At 59.6% G+C, this 20,644-nt stretch carries 13 protein-coding genes; 5 read left to right on the top strand and 8 right to left on the bottom strand.

Annotated features, from left to right (window positions below):
• Positions 1–290: 290 nt before the first annotated feature.
• Positions 291–803, bottom strand: a complete 513-nt coding sequence (locus tag LIO64_RS03215; RefSeq protein ID WP_290548013.1) for a hypothetical protein — start codon at positions 801–803, stop codon at positions 291–293.
• A 568-nt stretch (positions 804–1,371) separates the two neighbouring features.
• Here LIO64_RS03215 and serS point away from each other — a divergent pair.
• On the top strand, positions 1,372–2,652 hold the full coding sequence (serS, locus tag LIO64_RS03210; RefSeq protein WP_290548012.1) for a serine--tRNA ligase: 1,281 nt from the start codon (positions 1,372–1,374) through the stop codon (positions 2,650–2,652).
• A gap of 35 nt (positions 2,653–2,687) precedes the next feature.
• Positions 2,688–3,461 (top strand): hypothetical protein, encoded by a 774-nt coding sequence (locus LIO64_RS03205; protein WP_290548011.1) that lies wholly within the window; start codon positions 2,688–2,690, stop codon positions 3,459–3,461.
• A 276-nt stretch (positions 3,462–3,737) separates the two neighbouring features.
• Here the strand turns inward: LIO64_RS03205 and LIO64_RS03200 are convergent, their stop codons facing one another.
• The 4 genes from LIO64_RS03200 to LIO64_RS03185 all read right to left on the bottom strand — a co-directional run bounded on the left by LIO64_RS03200 (position 3,738) and on the right by LIO64_RS03185 (position 9,196).
• Positions 3,738–4,070, bottom strand: coding sequence for an RNA-binding protein (locus LIO64_RS03200; protein ID WP_290548010.1), 333 nt, complete (start codon positions 4,068–4,070; stop codon positions 3,738–3,740).
• Positions 4,071–4,290: 220 nt separating this feature from the next.
• The gene (hemW, locus tag LIO64_RS03195) at positions 4,291–5,400 is read right to left on the bottom strand and encodes a radical SAM family heme chaperone HemW (RefSeq protein ID WP_290548009.1); all 1,110 of its coding nucleotides are present in this window, start codon (positions 5,398–5,400) and stop codon (positions 4,291–4,293) included.
• A 17-nt stretch (positions 5,401–5,417) separates the two neighbouring features.
• Positions 5,418–8,333, bottom strand: a complete 2,916-nt coding sequence (locus tag LIO64_RS03190; protein WP_290548008.1) for a hypothetical protein — start codon at positions 8,331–8,333, stop codon at positions 5,418–5,420.
• A gap of 215 nt (positions 8,334–8,548) precedes the next feature.
• Entirely contained in the window at positions 8,549–9,196 is a 648-nt protein-coding gene (locus LIO64_RS03185) for a L,D-transpeptidase family protein (protein ID WP_290548007.1), read from the bottom strand.
• A gap of 132 nt (positions 9,197–9,328) precedes the next feature.
• Between LIO64_RS03185 and pyrE the strand changes: the two genes are divergently transcribed.
• Entirely contained in the window at positions 9,329–9,898 is a 570-nt protein-coding gene (gene pyrE, locus LIO64_RS03180; protein ID WP_290548006.1) for an orotate phosphoribosyltransferase, read from the top strand.
• A 12-nt stretch (positions 9,899–9,910) separates the two neighbouring features.
• Positions 9,911–10,975: a beta-N-acetylhexosaminidase gene (gene nagZ / locus LIO64_RS03175; RefSeq protein WP_290548005.1), complete on the top strand. Its 1,065-nt coding sequence runs from the start codon at positions 9,911–9,913 to the stop codon at positions 10,973–10,975.
• A 222-nt stretch (positions 10,976–11,197) separates the two neighbouring features.
• On the opposite strand, the gene LIO64_RS03170 is transcribed toward nagZ, so the two are convergent.
• Positions 11,198–15,580, bottom strand: a complete 4,383-nt coding sequence (locus LIO64_RS03170) for a DUF6288 domain-containing protein (protein ID WP_290548004.1) — start codon at positions 15,578–15,580, stop codon at positions 11,198–11,200.
• A 175-nt stretch (positions 15,581–15,755) separates the two neighbouring features.
• Here LIO64_RS03170 and LIO64_RS03165 point away from each other — a divergent pair, with 175 nt between their 5' ends.
• Positions 15,756–17,066: a malic enzyme-like NAD(P)-binding protein gene (locus LIO64_RS03165; RefSeq protein WP_290548003.1), complete on the top strand. Its 1,311-nt coding sequence runs from the start codon at positions 15,756–15,758 to the stop codon at positions 17,064–17,066.
• 266 nt (positions 17,067–17,332) lie between these two features.
• On the opposite strand, the gene menD is transcribed toward LIO64_RS03165, so the two are convergent.
• Both menD and LIO64_RS03155 read right to left on the bottom strand, forming a co-directional pair.
• Positions 17,333–18,928 carry a 2-succinyl-5-enolpyruvyl-6-hydroxy-3-cyclohexene-1-carboxylic-acid synthase gene (gene menD, locus LIO64_RS03160; protein ID WP_290548002.1) on the bottom strand — a complete coding sequence of 532 codons (1,596 nt, stop codon included), beginning with the start codon at positions 18,926–18,928 and terminating at the stop codon, positions 17,333–17,335.
• A 5-nt stretch (positions 18,929–18,933) separates the two neighbouring features.
• Positions 18,934–20,541, bottom strand: coding sequence for a class I tRNA ligase family protein (locus tag LIO64_RS03155; protein WP_290548001.1), 1,608 nt, complete (start codon positions 20,539–20,541; stop codon positions 18,934–18,936).
• Between the last annotated feature and the right edge of the window lie 103 nt (positions 20,542–20,644).

Raw genomic sequence — 20,644 nt, 5'->3', positions numbered from 1 at the left:
GGGGTAATGGGGGTAATGGGGCGGCATTCCCTTTTCATTCCCATCAGGGGAGGGCAGCAGGCGTCCGGGAATAGGCCCTTGCGTCAAATGTTCATGGATGTCCTGGGAATAAGGGCCTCCCGGCCCTTGTCATCCGGTTTTTCCAGAAAAAGAAAAGAGGTAGGAGCCACTGTATCCGGGAAAAGAACTGTAGAGATCAGCAACGACGCACCAAGGCAGCGGCTTCCGGTTTCAGTGCAGTGGATTTGCAAGGGATGGGGGATAAAAATAGAATTCCGGAATGCTCCATTCTATTCCTCTGCCGCTTCTGAAATCAGGAGGGACTGCATTCGGTAAATTCCGTCTTTTAGACGGAATCGGAACACGATCTGCCCCAGAGGTTGGCCGTCCCGTACGGATTCCACCGGAATGATGATGGAATCCGGCGTGAGCGCGGCCAGCCGTGCGCGGGCTCCCCCGAATGCCCCTCCCCATGGCAGGGCAGGGTCACTCAAATTAAAATGGACGATTTGTCTCCATGAATCAGCTTGTTTCTCCATCCTTTGGAAGAAGGAAATTTCTTCATGGTAAAGTCCGTCTCCGTATCGGTGAATCATGCAGGCAATTTCCGGAGCATGTTGCGGGAAGTCATTCCGGAGAAAAAAGAAATGGCCGGGTTTTGACGGACTGTCGTCCTTATTGACATTCCTGGTGCTGTACAGGGAATAACTGTTGAAATGGGGAGACACAAAACAATGATCTTCCCGGAAACGGTTCAGCAGGTCTGCGGCAGTCGGGCATCCGGCATAGCCTCCCATCATCATCTCTACCGGAAGAAGGGGGCACGGCTGCTGGATGAAGGGAGGGGAACAGGGCTTCTGTTGATCCGGATCCGGCAGTAATGGTGCAGAGGGCGGAAAGCCGGCGGCGGGAAAAAGAGAAGAGTTTATCGCGGATGCCGTTTCAACCGCAGGAAACAGAACGCCGGACGGGAAGGCCAGCATTCCATACAGGAAAAATAATCGTTTTATCATAGGCCGCCTATCATCCTGCTGTAAATCGGCATGCAAGGCAATTCAAGAATCTGAAGCAGAAGAAAAGAGAAAGATGTTCACCATGCAGGTTATTTTCAAAAGACCGTAAGGAGCGCCGCTTGCTCCTGCTTCAACCCTGTCCATGGAGTGGAAGGGGACTGTTTTTTCACTTGAAAAGCATTCTGCGGAAGATCAACCCTTTTAGTTGCCGCATGGCGTGTAGCGCTCCCGGTACGTTTTTCTGAAACGGCCATGCCGCTCCATGCCGGAGAACGGGTTATTGCACGCGAAGTTTTTCCCCGGGACTCCGTTCATTTGGCTTGCGTGGCGGCGGGATGGAGTGCAAGCTGTGCGCGTTATGCTCGATATCCGTGTAATACGAGAAAATCCGGAAGAAGTGAAAGCGCGCCTGAAGCCCCGTAGCGGGGATGCGTGGAAGCTTGTTGATGACGTTCTGGCGTGCGATGAAGCGCGCCGCAATGCCGAAACGGAAAAGCAGGCCTTGCAGTCCGAGCGCAATGCCACCTCCAAGCAGATCGGCATGCTTAAAAAGAAGGGGGAGGACACTTCCTCCATTGAGGCGCGCGTGCGCGAGATTGGGGACCGCATCCGGGAGCTGGACCGCATGGCGGAGGAGAATGCCGCCCAGCTGGCTTCCTTGCTGATGAACATTCCCAACCTGCCGCACCTGGAATGCCCCGTAGGCGCGGATGAAACGGCCAACCCGGAAGTCAAGCTGTGGGGCGAAAAGCCTGCTATTGAAAATCCGAAGGACCATGTGGAACTGGCCGCGAACCTGGGCATGATTTCCTTTGAAGACGGAGCGCGGATTACGGGCTCCGGATTTGTGGTGTACCGCGGAGCGGGCGCACGCCTGGAGCGCGCCCTGATCAACTTCCTGCTGAATACTCAGACCGTGGAGAACGGCTATCAGGAGGTGGGGGTTCCCTTTGTGGTCAAGCGGGAGTGCATGGAAGGCACCGGCCAGCTTCCCAAGTTTGAGGAAGACATGTACGGCACGGAAGAACAGCAGATGTTCCTGATTCCCACTGCGGAAGTGCCCGTGACCAACTTGTACCGGGATACCATTTTACAGGAAAGCGAGCTGCCCATCAAGATGGCCGCCTATACGCCCTGCTTCCGCCGGGAGGCGGGAAGCGCCGGCCGCATCAACCGGGGCATGATCCGCATCCACCAGTTTGACAAGGTGGAGCTGGTTCAGATCCTGAAGCCGGAAGACTCCTTCCGGGAGCTGGAAGTGCTCCGGAGCCATGCGGAATCCATTCTGCAGAAGCTGGGGCTGCATTACCGGGTGATTGAGCTTTGCACGGGCGACCTCGGTTTTTCCTCCGCCAAGACGTACGACATTGAAGTATGGGCTCCCGGCCAGGGGCAGTATCTGGAAGTTTCCTCCTGTTCCTGCTTTACGGATTACCAGGCGCGCCGCATGCGCCTGCGCTATAAGGACGCAGACGGCAAAAACCAGTTCTGCCATACCCTGAACGGTTCCGGCACGGCTCTGCCGCGCCTGTACGTGGCCCTGCTGGAAACCTACCAGCAGCCGGACGGCTCCATCCGTATTCCGGAAGCGCTCGTGCCGTACTTCGGCGCGGACCGCATCCGCCCGGAACAAGCCTGAACCGGCGTTTTTACGTCCCACTCCTGAATCAAGCCATGCCTGACGAGGGTCCCCTGGAACACTACCTGACTGTTTCCCATGAGCCGGAGCCGGATATTCCGGAACCGGCTCCGGAACGCAGGCCCGGTCCGTGGCGGGAAAGGGGAATCATGCTGGGGCTGGGCTTTCTGCTGGGGTGCATCGGGGCCTATGCGCTGGTTTATTCGGAGATTTCCGGCAGCATGCAGACGCTGAAGCAGTCGCTTTCAGAAGAACGCAATTCCAACGTCTCCCTGCAAAAGGAGCGCGCCCATTTGCTGGAAACCCTGGAGCAGGTGCGCATGGACAGCCTGCTGACGGAACGTTCTCCTCTTTCCATGACGGGCAACGGCATTCCCAGGACAAGCCGTCGCCCCGTTCCTCAGCCTCCGCCGCTTCCTCCGCTGCCCTCCGGAGCGGTGCCCGCACCCACGCCGGACCCCGGCTCCCTGGAAGACCGCCTGGTCAATCCGGGACCTGAGGACTGGAAGGAGCGCTACCAGTACGCCGCCCTGAAATACAACCGGGTGGTGGAGGATTACAACAGGCTGAGAAAGCTTTACATGAATCTGGTGGGCCAGGGAGGGGCGGCCAGCGGCCTGGTGACCGGAGCCCAGTTTTACCAGGCCCTGCGGAAGGATACACGGATGGAAGCGCGCAAGCTGGATGAACGGTACATCAGGGGAGGATTGCGCGGCAGCGAACTCCGGGAACTGGAACGCAGCAGGGATGAAATGAGGCACCGGGACTGGTGGTTGAAAAAAATGGCGCGCCAGTTCCGGATAGATTGAATGTCAGGGAGTCCTTGTTGAATTGAGGGAGGAAATGGCCCTCCGGGAACGGACGGCCTGGTAGAAGGCGCTTTCTGTACAGGCTGCGGCAAGTAGCGTTAGGCAGCTGTACCGGGAGCGTCATGCAGCCATGTAAAAGACCTCCCGGCAGAGAATATCTCTGCCGGGAGGTCTTGATGTAAAATAGTAAGGCCAGGAGCATGAAAGCGCCGGGCCTTACTGAAAATGTGAAGATATCAGGAAGAAGCAAATGCTCTTCCTTCCATTTTCCCGCTTTTAGCGGCGGTTACGGCCATAGCCGTTGTTGTCGCGTCTGCCGCCGTTACCGCCGTTACTACGGTAACCGCCGCCGCCTGTGTTTGTCTGCGGCTTGGCTTCATTGACAACCAGGGGACGTCCCTGAAAATCATTTCCGTTCAGGGCGGAAATGGCATCGTTCATGGCATCGGTGGACTCCATGGTTACAAATGCGAAACCTCTGGGCCTTCCGGATTCACGGTCGGTTGGAATGAATACTTCAGTCACTTCGCCATGGGTGCCAAACAAATCACTCAGGTCCTGTTCGGTGGCATTGAAGGACAAATTCCCTACATACATTTTTGTGTTCATATGATCAAAAGACACGTGCTCTGATTGTTCTTCAATGCATTCCCGAAGAGCCGGGAGTAAAAGCCAAAATTCCGAATAAGCAGACACCGTTGTCTGTAAAGATTGTATCCTTTCCATATTAAAAAGCCAAGAACAATATTATGCAGGCCTGAATATTTCCCCGGATGCCTCCCATGAATTCTGTATTCTGCGGTTGTTGAAGAGGAAGAAATTCTTCCCCTCAGCACAATTCCGCGGCAATGGCATCCACCAGCAGGCGGCCGCGGCCTTTCAGGATGAGCCTTTGTTCCGGGGAGATGTATGCCAGGCCCAGTTCCCGGTATTGTTCCAGTAGCGGACGGGATTCCGGCAGGATGTATTTCAGCGGTAGTCCTTCGTCCGTCCGGAGCATCAGGGCGATGCGTTCCAGGCGGTAGTCTTCCGGAGTGACGGGTTCCACCTCGGAGCAGGGCAGACCGTTTTCCAGGGTGCTGCGGATGTAGGTGTCCGTATCCCGCGTGTTGGAGTACCGCATGCCGTTGATGGTGCTGACCGCGCCGGGGCCTATGCCCACGTAGTCCTCTCCCTTCCAGTAGGCCATGTTGTGGGGGGAATGGCAGCCCTCCCTGGCGTAGTTGGAGGTTTCATAGTGGCGCATGCCGGCCGCTTCCAGAATGTTTTCCGCCAGTTCGAAGTAGGCGGCGTCTTTGTCCGGATCCTGCCTTTTTTCCCCACGCAGCAGGCTCCGGAAGAATTCCGTGTCTTCCTCATAGGTCAGGTTGTAGGCGGAGACGTGGTCCGTTCCGGTGCGTACGGCTTCCCGCAGTGTGGCTTCCCAGGTGGAGAGGCTTTGCCCCGGAATGGCGAACATGAGATCCATGTTGACGTGGGGCATGCCCGCGTTTTTCAGCATTTCCACGGAATGAAGGGCCTGTTCCGGGGTGTGTTCCCGGCCCAGCAGGTGCAGGATGCGGGCATCCAGGGACTGCACGCCCAGGGAGACGCGGTTCATGCCAAGGCTGCGCCAGAAGCGCACTTTTTTTTCCGTAAAGGTGGCCGGGTTAGCCTCAAAGGAGAACTCGTCCAGCCTGTCCACAGGCACGAGACGGTTCAGGGTTTCCATGAGGCGGCCCAGGTGCGTGTCGGAAAGCATGGAAGGCGTTCCCCCGCCGAAGTAGAGCGTGGCGGTTTCCCCCCCGCGGTCCATGGCCAGGGACGCGGCGCGGGATTCCGCTTCCCGTGCCAGCGCACGGATGAAGAGCTTCATGTCCGTGGAACCTGGCGTGTGCTTGAAAAAGGCACAGTACGGGCAGATGCGGTGGCAGAAGGGAATGTGAACGTAAAGATGCACGGGAGAGGCGGAGGGAATCAGCGTCTCCGGCGGCGTCCGGAAGGTTCTTCCCCGTCACCCTTCTTTTTCTGGGAGAGCTCCAGAATCCTCTTGGAAGCGTCCTTCATCTCCGTCTTGACGCGGGATTTCTCCGAGCCGTCAGCCAGGGACATGTAGTTCTTCGTCAGCGTGCTGTAGAAGGGGTGGATTTTCGTTTCCTTCTTATTCTTGGGCTTGTACTTGAAGCCGTCCGGGCAGGTGTCCACCATGTTTTTCATCCACGGCACCAGTTCTTCCTTGGGCAGGGCCAGGCACAGGGCGTCCAGGGCGAAGGACATTTCTTCCTGGTCCACATCCTTGGGAGCGTTCAGAACGTTGTTTTCATCCCGGTAGAAGTTGAGGACTTTCTTGAAGCCCCTGTCCACGGTCCTCTTGAGCCTGTCCGTGCCCTGGGCCTTGGCATACGCTATCTGGTAGGCGGCCTGGGGTTCCGGATAGGAGTTGCGCTTGGCCTCGGACTTGAGCCAGGACATGAGGTCCGCCCACTGGAAGGTCTTGTAGTCGTGTTCCTGTTTCAGGGCGTTTTCCAGAATGACGGAGCAGAGCACGTTGACGTATTCCTTGGCGTGGTTCGCCAGCATTTCCTTGCCGTTCTTGTCCCCGCGTCCTACGGAGGAGACGTATTTGCGCGTTTTCCAGAGTTTTCTGATGCCCATGCCGTCCGGGAGGGCTTCCCGCACTTCATCCACCATCTTGGTAGCTCCCATGAGGTCCTGGGGAGCCAGCTTGAAGAGCGTGTACCAGGCTTCCGTGTAGAACGGGTTGGCCTTGAGGACGGTTCTCATGGCCGTCTGGGTGAATTCCCTGGGCACCGTGCCGGAAGAGTCTTCGGATTCTTCCGTGGAGGAGCTCTTGGCCGCCAGCTTGTACATGTTCATGGCGAAGCGGCTGTCGATGAATTTATCATAGTCGATGTTCATGGACAGGGCCAGGCCGGACTGGTATTCCGCATTGCCGGTGCGCGGCGCCTTGGAGTCCCGGAAGTACCAGAACCCCGTGGTGGCTTTCAGGGTGTCCACGCTCTGGCCTACACTCAGCCAGCAGCCGTTGCCGTTGAAGTTGGTCGTCATCAGGTTGCCGTGGCCGGGCTGTCCGGCGGGGGCTGCCGGGATGCCGCGGGCAATCTGTGAGTTGCGGGAGATGAGGGACATGGTGCCGCACACGCCGCCTTCATGGAGCTTGCGTTCATTGGATTCACGGGACCATTCCGGGTCCGGGTCAAAGCTGAACAGGATGGGCGGCTCCTTGTCGTCATCCATGCGGTAGGGGCCGTACAGCCACAGGCGCGTCGGGCCGCGCTGGCCCAGGTAGCGTTCCCATACGCTGTCGCATTCGCGCAGGGGGCGGGTTTCTGAAAGGGCCATCATGGCCGGCCAGGGCGTTCCTTCCAGGGATACGCCGGTCCAGTCCACGCGCTTGCGGTCCACGTCCCGCAGCTTGCTGCAATTTTCATATTTGTCCACCAGGTAGGTGAAGAATTCCACCGGCGTGGGGAACGGGTCCCTCTTGCGTCTCAGCTGGTCATGGCGGTACATGTACTCATGGAGGAAGCCAGCCAGGTTGCCTTCCGTGATGGAGGGGTCCCCTATTTCCGAAACCGTGGGGTACTTGCGTATCCAAGCCTGTTTGGGCGTGATTTTTTTGCGGTCCAAGTAAGCTTCCACCTTTTTGTAGCATTCTTCATCCACCATGCGCGGAGCGTTTCCGTACCAGTTCACGGGGGGCTTTCCTGCGCAGTACAGGTCTGCGGGCGGGGGCATGGCGCCGGAGGACCTCAGGCTGTTCAGTTTGCCCAGGGCGTCAATGTAGCGGCCCTGCTGGGTGAGGTCGAAGGCTCCCATGCCGAATTCGCGGCGTCCTACCGCAAAAGCCAGCACGAGCTGGTTGTATTTTTCCGTCATTTCCAGGCCCAGTTCATCAATCATGAAGGCCACGTTGGTGGCGACGCTGGGGTCCGGCGGGAAGAACATGGCAAAGACTTCACGATTGGTCTTCGTGTTTTTCAACCATTTCTCAAAGTCCGGCGAGAAGGCGCCCCCGCGCTTTTTGACATAATCGCGCACGTAGGCTTCCGCGTAATAGGGGTATTTTGCCAGAAGTTTTTCAGAGAATTTGCCCTTGGAGGCCATCGCCTCTTCCCGGAGCGCCTTTTCCATGGCGATGATTTCCGGAGAGGGGGAAAGGTCAGGTGCAGGCGGTTCCGGTTCAGGCTCGGGCTCCGGTTCCGGGGCTACCACGATGGGTTCCGGTTCCGGGGCGGCGACCACAGGAGCCGGCTTGGGCGGAGCGGGCTTGGGTTTGGGCTTGGGGGGAAGGACCACCGGCTGAGCGATCGTTTTGGCGACAGGTTCCTTTTTGTCCTTGAGGATCTGGTACCCCAGGAAGCCGAAGAGGGCGAGCATCCCGGTGATGATGACCGTGATGACGGGAAAGCCGCCGGAGCGCTTTACCTTGGGCAGCGGTGCGCCGGGAGTGATTGCTCCGACGACGGGCTTCCGCAGCTGGGGCTGCTGTGGTTTTTTGGAGGGGCGCAGGGCCTGGGCATGAGCCACGACCGGCTGGGGCTGGGCTTGCGGCTGCGCCAGCGGATAAAGGAAGAATACGGTGCCGAATCCCTTCAGCTTGCCTTCGGCATTGGGGGAGTATTGGGCTTCGAAAGTTTCCTGCGCCTGGGCGAACTGAGGCTGGTTTTCCGGTGCGGCGGACAGTTCCCCGCTGGCCAGGTCGCGCGTGACGAGGCCCTGGGGGCAGAATTCACGCACCAGAACGGCCAGGCCTTCCGGAGAGAGGGCCTGGTACAAGTTGTAATCCGGTCCGCTTTCTATAAGCGCCGCGATTCTATAGCCGCCTATATTGAAATGGGGCGGAAGGGAAGGGGTTTGAGGGATTGTCATGACGAATCAAAAGATCAAAGACTCATTCATTTAAAAGGTCCTGAATCGTTTGTCAATTCCAGAGTGCGGAAGCTGTGCCATGGACGGGGAAAGGAAGGGGGTGCCCTCCGCGCGGGCATGCCACCTCCCGGCAGGAATGGGAAACGCCCTTTTTTCCGGAATCCGGAGAGGGCGTTTCTTCCTAAGGCATGGGGATGAAAGGCCGCTGGGAGGAGCTACCTGATGGTGACCTTCGTTCCGAGGGGGGTGTGTTCAAAGAACGTCTTGGCCATGTCCGCCGGCAGGCGCACGCAGCCGTGGCTGACCGGGTATCCGGTGACAAAGCCCACGTGCATGCCGTAGCCCCCTGTGATCCGCATCCAGTAGGGCATGGGGGCGGGATCGAAGTACGTTCCTGCGGGAGCGCCGCCGCCTTTGGCGTTGTAGTCCCCGTTGACCACGGCTCCTGTGGACTTGCTGCGCAGAACGCCGTAAGTGCCTGATTTGTAGTTGGCGTCCTTCTGAATGATTTTATAGGTACCCTTGGGGGTTCCGTAGCCTTCCTTGCCGGAGGACATCGGAGAGACGCCTACCAGCGTGGTTCCTACGTAGTAGAAGACTTTCTGCTGCTTGAGATCAATGATGATGTGCTTTTCTCCCTGAATGCCTGACGGCAGGTCCCAGTATCCCTGGCCCAGGCGGGCTTCCGGAGGAAGGTCCGTGTTGACGCCGGAAGTGGCGCCCACGCCGGACAGGTAAGTGTCCTGTCCGGACACGCCCTGAAGTTTCCCGGTGATTTTGTCAAGAAGGGGGGGCCTTCCATACGGACTGCAGGAAAAAAGGATGGAACTGATGGAGGCTAATGCCAGTATGCCGGGTTTCATGGGAACGGGTGAATGACAGGCAGGTTATGGAGCCTCTCCTCTCTTTTGTCAAGATTTGCATGCTGTTATCCGTTGCTTATTCCGGGGGTATTTGTTATATACGGCGGAGCCACTTCATCCATTCCTATCTTCATGAGCGAACAATACGACCTTCTGAAAAGCATTCTTCTGGAAAAATCCGTGCGCACGGGTACCTTCACGCTGGCCTCCGGCAAGGTGTCTGACCTGTATGTGGACTGCCGCATGACCGCCCTGGACCCCGTGGGGGCTACGCTGGTGGGCGCGCTGGGCTGGAAGCGGGTGAAGGAGGAAATTCTGCCCCGTTTCCCGGAAGTTGCGGCCATCGGCGGCATGACCATGGGGGCGGACCCCATCTCCCTGGCCGTCGGCATGACCAGCGCCCTGGAGGGGGCCGGGAAGAAGCTCCAGGTGTTTACCGTGCGCAAGGAGCCGAAGGACCATGGTCGGGGGCGCCGCATTGAAGGCAATTTCCAGGCGGGGGATACCGTGGTCGTCGTGGATGATGTCATCACTACGGGCGGCTCCACCCTGAAGGCGATTGACGCCATTGAGGCGGAAGGGGGCCACGTAGCTGCCGCCCTGGTGCTGCTGGACCGTGAGGAAGGCGGCCGCCAGGCAATTGAAGAACGCGGTATTCCCGTTTACGCCCTGTACACCAGGACGTCCCTTCTGGGCAAATAATTTTTTCCGTTCATGCTCCCCGCCCTGATCGGCATAAGCGGCCATGAAGTGGGCGCGGAAGAGGCGGCTGCCATCCTGCGCTTGCAGCCGGCCGGCTTCATCCTGTTCTCCCGGAATGTGGATTCCGTGGACCAGGTGCGGGCGCTGACCCAAACGCTGCGCAAGCTCTGCCGCCATCATCCCGTCATTGCCGTGGACCAGGAGGGGGGCAGGGTGGTGCGCACCGCCTCCCTGGGGCTGAATCTGCCTTCTCCGGCATCCCTGGCGCGGTGCGGCGGTTTTAACGGCATTGTGGAGCTGGGCGCCGTAACGGCCCTGGCGCTGAGATACCTGGGGGTGAACATGAATTTTGCCCCGGTGCTGGATATTTGCCATGACCCGTCTGCTTCCAATGCGCTGCCCGGCCGCTGCTGGGGGGACAACGCCCAGGACGTGATCGCGCGCGGCGGCGTTTATTCCGCCAATCTGCGCCGTGGCGGCGTGCAAAGCTGCGGCAAGCATTTCCCCGGCATGGGGCGCGCCCAGGCGGATCCCCATTTCAACCTCCCTGTGATTGATCTGGATGAACGGGAATTGTTTAAGACGGACTTGCTGCCTTTCTTGGCCTTATGCCCGGAATTGTCCTCCATCATGTCCGCTCATATCATGCTGCCGCAGATTGATCCCGACTATCCCGCCACCCTTTCCAAACGGGTGATAGGCACCCTTTTGCGGGACCGGCTCGATTTCACGGGAGTGGTGTTTACGGATGACTTGTGCATGGGGGCGATTGCGGGGCAGTATGCTCCGGATGAAGCCGCCCTGCTTTCCCTGCGGGCCGGGTGCGACCTCCCCCTGATCTGCCATGATCCTCTTCCCTGGCTGGACGGCCTGGCTTCCCGCCTGGACGGCCTGAACGCCTATGAACGGGAAGATTCCGCCAAACGGGTGGAAAAGTTGACGGACAACATGTCTTTCCCCTTACGGGAGGACCGGGCGCTGTGGGACGCCTGCCTGCGCCGTGCGGACGATTTGTGCCGCCTGGCGGAAGAGGATGCGGACGAAGGGCTGCCTGACTCCCCGGTTCAGAAGTATTGATTCCGTTTAAGGGGAGAAACGTTCCGGAGCGCCGCGTGCCTGCGGGGCAACTGAAAGAAGGGATCCTCCGCCGGATGCTCTTTAATTGAAAAAAGTTCGCTGCCGTTCAATGGACAGGAGTTTCGCTGGCATGCGGCTTTTCGGGTTTCCTTTGATAAAAAAGCGCTGCCGCACGGATGAGTGGGGCAGCGCCTGAGTAAAAGGCTTTAAAAGGGATTCCGTTTAATGAGCTGTGGCCAGCCGTTTGGGGGCGGCGGGCTTGGCGGCGTCCGCCTTGTACACGTGCAGCTCCGCCAGACGGATTTTTCCGCCCTTCTGGAAGAGCTTGACGCGCAGCTTGTTGGTCGTGATGGGTTCAAACGTCCTCATGCACTTGATAAACCCGTTGCCGGGGAGCTGGAGCATGCGCAGCACCTCCGGTTCATTGGCATACATGGCCTTCTGGGCGTCACTGACGCCGGCAGTGGCAGCTCCCAGGGAACCCCAGTGGATGGGAATCCACTTGCCGCCCTTGTTGGCTTCAATAATGAGGCGGGTATTGCCCTTTTCCAGCTTGATATCCACGGCACGCAGGGAGGCGGCGTTTTTCAGGGAAAGCTCCAGCACCAGCGGATCGTCTTCTCCGGACGGAGCTTCCAGTTCTTCCGCGGTGGTGGCGTCCCGGTCCAGCAGTTTTCCAGTATCTACATGGCCGCCGGGAGAGGCTTTCAGCTTGTAATCCGTCACTTCCTCCGTCGCGCTTCCCAGCAGCTTCAGTTCGCGCACGCGGCATTCCAGGCCGTGCCAGTCCGTAGAAACGCGGAACAGGCAGCGGGAACCCTGCGTCAGGCAGGCATCGTTCGGGGAAACCCAGGTTTTCTCCTTCTTCTTGTCCGTTTCATCGTATACTTCTATCTGGTTGCCCTGGGAAGCGGCGGAAATATAGGTGCCGTCCGGCAGATGGAAGGAGCAGCCCCAGTTGCCGTGGTCGCGGATCAGGATGCCCGGCACCCACAGGTGGTTGCAGTTGGTGACCGGATGGGCCTTTTCTCCGCAGCCCACTTCAAAGCCGCCTACGGCGATGGGGCGGTCATATTCCACGTCCAGGTCGTTCACGCGCCATTTGACCTTGGCGCTCATCTTCTGCACGCCCGGCTGGGTGGGGCCGCTGAGGTCCTTCTTATAGGAGTGCACGTTCCACTGGCCGCCGAAGTTGGAAGAGGGCGTCCAGGAAATGGTTTCCATGGGGGAGAAGGTGGTGGTGTCACTGAATTGCACCGTGCCGGCAAAGTCATACTTGTAGGCGGAGTTGGCTTTTCCTTCCAGCTCCTTGTCACGCTGGAGTCCCAGGGCGCGGCCTCCCAGCGGCTGCTGGACATCCACGTTCAGGGAATATTCCCCGGGCTGGACCTTGTCATCCTTGCGCTTGGGTTCAAAGAAGATGCGCACGTCCATGCCCAGGATCATTTCCGCACAGGTGGCCTTGGTCAGCTGATCCAGGCCGGGAATGGCCATGATGGCTTTGGCGATGGGGAGCGCCCGGGAATTGACGAGGCTGATGAGCTTGAAGCGGCAGCCTTGTTCCACCGGAATGTTTTTCAGTTCCCGGATGGCGGATTTCAGGGAGCCGGGAGCCTTGGCGCCCAGTGCGGCGTTGACCATGGACCAGTTGCGCACGTAGGTGTTCAGGAAGCGGGATTCCGTATCAATGATGGGGGGAACCTTCCGGAAGGTCTTGGCCTGGAATTCCGGCTTGCCCGTGATCGCCAGGTTCTGGCGTTCTGCGCACAGGGCCGTAATCCAGATGCTGGTGCGGATGTAAGTGCCGATGACGGGGTCTGCCGTCATCAGTTCCAGGCGGTTGGGGTTCTGGACCATGCCGCCGTCAAACGGGCGCTGCAGCGTAAGTTTCCACCGGAACGCCTCCATGTTTTTATAGTAGACTTCCGGATCCGTGCGCCAGTAGGCGGGAAGAGCCCACATCATAGAGAGCGTCTCGGAAGAGTGGCCCTGGTCGCAACCGCCGATGGGGCCTTCCTTGTACATGATCCGGCTGTTTTTGGTGTAAAGCTCCGGTCCTCCGCAAATGAGGGAGGCGATGTAATAGGGGCCGTGGCGGCCGGAGTAGGTGCCCCCGCACTGGCGGTTGGGTTCAAAGGTAAAGGTTTCCGTCATGCGTCCGTACGGTCCCATGCCGGTGGGGCAGATGGATTGCGCGTGGTCCATCATCTTGTCCAGCACGTCGTCTTCCGTGCGGGCCGGGGTCTTGCTGGCCAGAGCCAGGAACAGGCACATGTGGGAGCCGCCGATGCTGACGCCCGTACCCGCATAACCGGGATGGATGCCGTGGCCGGTGACGAAGTCCCCGTAAAGGACCTCGTTTTTCATGCGCTGGACGCCGTTGCGGATGGCGGGCAGAACGGAGTTGTCCCGGTAGCGCAGCCAGTATTCGCACAGGAAGATGCCTGCCGAGGCCTGCGGCACGGCCCACCAGCACTGGGAGCCGGAGAAGGCGATGTACTGCGCCGCTTTTTTGATGACGGGGTCATACTTCGGGTTGCCTGTGGCCATCAGGGCCAGTCCGGCCCAGCCAGTGTCATAGTGGTTGCCGCAGTAGCCGCCGGGGCGTTCCCAGGAACCGTCCTCGCGCTGCTGGGCTGCCAGCCATTCGCTCATCATATGGACCACGGCCTTGCTCTTGGCGCAGTTTTTGGGGAAGCCGGGGGCATAGGATCCCAGCTGGGGAATTTTAAAGGTGACGTTCTTCACGTATTTTTTCACCGCATCCGGCAGGGAGGAGGCGCCCCCTACGTACACCGTGACCCCCACGGAAGCCGCTCCGCCGGGCGTTCCGGTGCCTTTCAGCTTCCAGTCCCCCTTGGGAATGTCAAAGACCAGGGAGGAGACGGCATGGGCCAGCCATACCTTGCGTTCGGGGTCGTATTTGGCCGCCCCGTAGCCCACGCTGTATTGAATGGGCTTGAGCTTGGTCAGCGGGATGGGGCCGCCCGAACCTTCCAGCCTCAGGTCCGACCATTCAAAGCCGTCGCTGCCGATGCCGTTGCCTCCGTCATCCACGTGAAGGCGCAGCTGCTGGCCGCCCTTGACCGGGATGGAGAGGGAGATGGGGTGTTTGGCCCGTTCTTCCCGGAAGACTTCCTTCCAGAGGGGGGGAATGCCCTGGATTTTTTCCACGTTTTCCGCAGGAATGAGGTTCAGCGTGATTTTTCCGGCGCCTTCCGCCTTGTCCACCAGCAGGCCCGCGTGCATATCCAGGCCCCGCCTGTCCTGATGCTGGTAGGGGCCGTAGGGAACGTCCAGGCTGAGGGCCGTTTTGAAGGGCTGGCCGTCAATGCCCAGGATCACATCACCCTCCTTCACGTATTTTTCAGAGGGAGAGCCTTCAATCACCTGGGTGACCATGTACAGGTTGGTGACGGGTTCCCCGTTGGGGTCCAACAGGGACTTGGGGAAAAAGCCGCGGAAATTGGTATCCGGCCAGGAGGAATCCAGGCCGCGGGCGCGGAAGCCCAGCGGGCCGAAGGTGGTGATCCAGCCCTTGGCCACTTCCTCGGAGTTGCCGAACCAGCTGGTGTACATGTTGGCGTACTGTTTTCTCCATTGGTTGAGCGTCATGGCCTTGGCGTACTTTTTTACGTAGGCGTTGACGTCCCCCATGTTGGTGGTCTGCTTCACGGCTTTTCTGCGCGGCTGGGTAGAGGCAGCCGGCTTGGCTGCCGCCTGTGCTGCCGGAGCCGGAGTTTCCTTCTCCATGGCGGGAGCTGCCGGTTCCGGCTGTTCCTCCGCAGAAGTGTCGGTTTCCGTCGTATCGGAATCTTCAGCCGGCTGTTCGGGTTCGGGAGCAGGCTCTTCTGCCGGAACGGCGTGGTCACCGTCTTCCTCCGCAGGGGAAACGGCGCCCGGAGTTTCTTCCGGCTGTTCCTTTTCTCCGGCTGTTTCCTGCTCAAAGGGGTCTGACGTCTCTTCCGCAGGCCGGGCGGCTTTCTTTTCCGGCTTGGGGGCTTCCTGGTTCTTTTCTTTCTTGGGATGCGGCCTGGCCGGCTCCTGTGGAGCGGGAGGGGCTTCCGCGGGCTTCTGCGTGTAATGGTAGGCTCCGTAGGCACCCCCCAGAAGAATCAGGATGAGGATCCATATTCCGGCTGAACTCTTCTTTTTTCGGGGCAGGGGAAGGGGGGATGCCGGGATGGGAGCCGCCGCCGTGCCGGGAGTGGCCAGGGTTCTCTGGTCGCGCTGGAGCGGCTCCGCCGGGCTGGCCGGAACCGGGGGCTGCTCTGCGGCCGGATGGACGCCGGGCAGGGCATAAACCAGGTACAGGGTGCCCAGCGCCGGGATTTCCCCCAGGGAACCCGTGCGGAACTGGGCTTCAAAATCGTTCTTCAGCGGGAGGACTTCCCCGGCAATGTCCGTCGTTTCCGGATAGCGCAGTTTACCGCTTTCCGGATCGCGCACGGCGAGGCCCTGCGGGCAGAATTCACGGATGAGGTACTGGACGTGATTGGCGTCTGACGCATAGTAAACGTGGCAGAGGGAATCCGTCTGCTTCAGGGACTGGACAAGATAGCCGTTGATATTGAAGCCGGAAGGCAGGGGAGGAGTGTTTTCCATGGTCGCGTGGCAATTGGTAATCCGGCTATCTATTACCACATCCGGAGGGCTCTTTCAATGTAAAAAGGCGCTTTCCGGACGCCGCGTGTGACGCGATTAATCAATTATTTGCTTGAATGCATTGTTATTATGTGGTGCAAGCAAGGCTCGATTTTCTGTTTTCATACCACCCACCATGAGTTCCGATATCCGACTAGATGCCTTGCAGTATCATTCCCAGCCCCGCCCCGGCAAGGTGGAGACGCTGCCCTGCAAGCCCTGCTTTTCACAACGGGATTTGACACTTGCCTATTCCCCGGGCGTGGCTGAACCCTGTCTCCGCATTAAAGAAGACCCCTCCCAGAGCGCCCTGTACACCGGGCGCTCCAATCTGGTGGGCGTCATAACCAACGGTACCGCCGTGCTGGGATTGGGCAACATCGGCCCGGACGCCGCCAAGCCGGTCATGGAAGGCAAGGGCGTTCTGTTCAAGGTGTTCGCGGACATTGACGTTTTTGACATCGAACTGAACGTCAAGGAGCCGGAAAAACTGATCGAGGTCATCAAGACCATGGAGCCCACCTTCGGAGCCATCAACCTGGAAGACATCAAGGCCCCGGAATGCTTTATGGTGGAGGAACGCCTCCGCGAGGAAATGAATATTCCCGTGTTCCATGACGACCAGCACGGGACGGCCGTGATCTCCGGCGCAGCCCTCCTGAACGCCGCAGAGCTGACGGGCCGCAAGCTGGAAGACATGAAGGTTGTGGTAGTGGGAGCCGGAGCCGCCGGCATCTCCTGCGCCAAGTTCTACATGACGCTGGGCGTTCGCCGCGAACATATCTACATGTTTGACTCCAAGGGGCTGATTCATACCGGACGCATTGACCTGCATGCCACCAAGGCCCAGTTCTCCCAGTCGGAAGACTGCTCGCTGGACGAAGCCCTTACCGGGGCGGACGTGTTCCTGGGGCTTTCCACCAAGGGACTGCTTACGCAGGACATGGTGAAGCTCATGGCTCCTTCCCCCATCATCTTCGCCTGTGCGAACCCGGACCCGGAAATCACGTATCAGGACGCCAAGAAGGCGCGGCCGGACTGCATCATGGGTTCCGGCCGTTCCGACTGGCCCAACCAGGTGAACAACGTCTCCTGCTTCCCCTTCATTTTCCGCGCCGCCCTGGACGTGCACGCCTCCGTCATCAATGAGCAGATGAAGATAGCCGCCGCGCGCGCGCTGGCGGATCTGGCGAAGGAACCCGTTCCGCAGGAGGTGATTGACCTTTACGGCGGCGTCCCCCTCAGTTTCGGCATTGACTACGTGATTCCCAAACCCATTGATCCCCGCATCATTGAATGGGAATGCCCGGCCGTGGCCCAGGCGGCCATGATCTCCGGCGTAGCCCAGTCCCCCATCCGGGACATGGAAGCCTACACGCTTGAACTGCGCAAGCGCATTGCCGCCGCCCGTGAACGCGTCTCCGGCGTGGTGCGCAGTTATTTGTAAATTGAATGCATTCGTAAAGGATGCATGACGGTTGAACAAGATTCAGGACCGGGGGAGGCCAAAGGGTTCCCCCGGTTTTTTTATGGCCGTTCTGGAAAATGTCCGGGTTTTTCCGGAAAGCGTTTCGTTTGAAAAGAAGCCTTTCAGGAAATGTCTCAAGGACTTGCGGCGCTCCTTCCGACTATTCGGCAGGATGGGGCAGGAAGAAAGAACTTCCTTTCTTCTTTTTTGCCTCAAAAAGAACCTGAAAGAAGAAGGCGGCGCTTTCAGCGCTGTGCCAGGGCATTCCTGACCTGTTCCGTTTGTTCCCGGTCCGGGATGAGTTCCGCGAGAACCTGGCTGTTTTCTTCCAGGGAATCAAGCTGGTCAAAGTCTTCCGCCGTACGGATGCACAGATAGCGCATGCCCCATTGTTCCGCAATGGCCTTGAAGGAATGGGAATGGGGCTGCACGAGCAGTTTACGCATGGCTTCCGAATGGTTGTCTGCCCCGGGCAGGGCGCGGAAGATGCCGCCGCCGCCGTTGTTGACGATGCCCAGGACACGGGTTCCCTTGTCCAGCTGGGGAAGGAGAGCCAGGGCGTTGGAATCGTACATGGCGGTCAGGTCGCCCACGAGGGCCCAGGAACGGGAACACCGGGCGGAGACGCCCAGGAAGGTGGAGATTTGCCCGTCGATGCCGTTGGCGCCGCGGTTGGCGCGCACGTTCTCTGTGGGAACGGCCGTCTGGGCAAAGCTGTTCCAGTACCGTATGGGCATGGAGTTGCCCAGGTAAATGCAGTCTCCGTCTGCGGCGAAGCAGGAGAAGGCGCGCACCATGGCCTGTTCGCTGTCCGGGCAGGTGATGAGCAGTTCCTCCATCAGGGCCTTCCTGCGCTTGTTCATGGCGCGCAGGCCGTTGACGTCCCCCACGGGGTCCACGTCGCCCAGCGCATGCAGGATGGCCTCCAAATCCCCGGTTACGACATAGGCCGGCCGGGCCAGCCCGGAAAAGCCGGTGCGGGTGATGGAGAAGATTTCCGTGGAGGGGATGTCCTCCAAATCACGCCAGAAGCGGGCTACGGGCACGTCCCCGATTCTGAGCAGGACGGCGGGCGGGTTTTCCTTCAGCAGGGTGTCCGCATCCGTCAGGGCCAGAGGAGCCAGTTCTTCCCGGAGGCCGGAAGTGGCGTCCGCCACGACGGGGGCTTTCAGTTCATTGGCCAGCCACAGGGCGGGAGCCTGTTCCGTGGGGTCCAGGCCGCCGATCATGACCACCAGGCCGTCGCGGGATTTGAAGCGCAGGGCCCGGGCCAGTTCCGCCAGGGAGCCCCGGAAGTCGTTTTCTTCCGGCGGTTCCGCCGGGTAAAGGTCGCAGCTGCCGGGATTCCAGGAGGGGTCCGGGTCAGGCAGGCAGACGTTGATGTGAAGGGGGGAGGCGTAATCCCAGTCTTCCAGAATGTCTTCCGGCAGGCAGTCCGGCGTTTCCAGGTCAATCGTGGGCGCGTAAATGCCGAACAGGTCCGCCTGCTCAATGGCCTGGGGAGCGGCGGAGCCGCGGTAGTCCGCCGGACGGTCCGCCGTGAGCAGGAGCAGGGGGCGGCGCTGGTAGTAGGCTTCCACCACGGCGGGGAGCAGTTCCGCCGCCGCCGTGCCGGACGTGGTGACTACGGCCACGGGCAGCCCCATGTCCTGAATACGGCCCAGCGCGAAGAACGCGGCGGACCGTTCGTCAAAGTGGGTCCATTTCACCAGGTCCTCCGCGGCGGCCAGCACCTGGAGCAGCGCCATGTTGCGTGCGCCGGGGCAGACCACCCATTCACAGATGCCGCCCAGGCAGCATTGGGCCAGCAGGGATTTGACGAAGGATGCGGGGGAACTCACGGGAATCAGCCTTGTTTTTTGGCCGCCTTGGCCGCTTTTTCAGCCAGCTTGGCTTTTTCCTCTTCAGAGAGGATGCGGGGGAAGACGGGGGCCGGGTCATTGATGCGGTGGCCTGCGGGAAGGATTCCCCATGCCAGCGTGGCGGGTGTGCGGCCCTGGAAGAGGTCCGCAGCATTCAACTGGTCCAGAATGCGGGCGGAGGCCTCCGGCAGCACGCAGCCGATGAGGTAGCCCGTCTGGGAGCAGCATTCCAGCAGGTGGCGCAGTACGCAGCGGAGGCGCGGAGCGGAGGCTTCATCCTTGGCAAGCTGCCAGGGTTGCTGCTGTTCGATGTATGCGTTGCAGGCTGAAACCTGGGCGTTCAGGGCCGCCAGTGCGTCGGAAACCATGTTGTCGTCCATGAATCTGGAGAACAGGGTGACGGCCTGGTCCATGGTGACGCGCAGGGCCTTGGAGGCTTCATCATCGTATTCCTCCGCACCGGAGACGATGGAATCGCAGTAGCGGCGGGTCATGTTGATGGAACGGTTGCACAGGTTGCCCAGGTCGTTGGCCAGTTCCGTATTGTACAGCATGACCAGGCGGTCTGCGTCAAAGTTGGCGTCCTTCCCGGTGGTGATGTCCCGCACCAGGTAATAGCGCACGGGTTCCGGGCCGAACTGTTCCGCCAGCAGGTTGGGGTCCACCACGTTGCCGATGGACTTGGACATTTTTTCCCCGTTGATGTTCCACCAGCCGTGGACGAGCAGGGTGGGCATTTCCTCGTCGGAAAAGCCCATGGCGTGCAGCATGGCGGGCCAGTACACGCCGTGGGCGGGCACCAGGATGTCCTTGCCGATCACCTCGCAGTCCGCGGGCCAGAGCTTGGAGAACTCCGGCAGGCCGCTGTCCGGTTCCGCCAGATAGCCGGCGAAGGAGACGTAGTTAATCAGGGCGTCAAACCAGACGTAGGTAACGAATTCCGGGTCAAACGGAAGTTCAATACCCCAGGACAGGCGACTCTTGGGGCGGGAAATGCAGAGGTCCGAGTCAAAGTCAATGGCATTAAGCACTTCCGCCTTGCGGAAGCCGGGAAGAACGAAGGAGTTGCTCTTTTCCATGAACTGCTTCATCCATTCCACATGATCAGTCAGGCGGAAGTACCAGTTTTCTTCCTCCAGTTCCACCACTTCCCCCCATTCCGGGCCGAAGTTGCCTTCCGCATCCCGTTCCTTGTCCGTCAGGAACTGTTCCTGGCGCACGGAATAAAATCCCTTGTAGGATTTTTTGTAAAGCTGTCCCTTGTCTTTCAGGTTCGTCAGGATTTTCTGCACGCAGGCTTTGTGGTGCGGGTCCGTGGTGGAGGCCCACCCGTCATTGCTGATGCCCAGGCGTTCCCACAGGGCCAGGAATTTGGCCGTGATGTTATCCACGTGCTCCTGGGGCGTAATGCCCAGCTTTTCCGCCGTCTGCTGTACTTTCTGGCCGTGCTGGTCCACCCCGGTCAGGAAATAGACTTCCTCCCCCTTCATCCGGTGCCAGCGCGCGAGAACGTCCGCAAGGACTTTTTCATAGGCGTGCCCGATGTGGGGCGGTCCGTTGGTGTAGTCAATGGCCGTGGTGATATAGTACATGCGGGGAACGATACTCCTTTCCTTTTATTTTGCAAGCAAAGTCATTCCCTGCCAGTGTTTGATGCCTTAGGGACGGCCCCGGGCCGGACCCCGGAAGGAGTTT

Origin of the sequence: Akkermansia sp. (genome assembly GCF_020860705.1) — a bacterium.
In the GTDB taxonomy this organism is placed as follows: Bacteria; Verrucomicrobiota; Verrucomicrobiia; order Verrucomicrobiales; family Akkermansiaceae; genus Akkermansia.
Note: the sequence above shows the minus strand (reverse complement) of the source record. Positions and strands in the feature narration are given on the sequence as shown.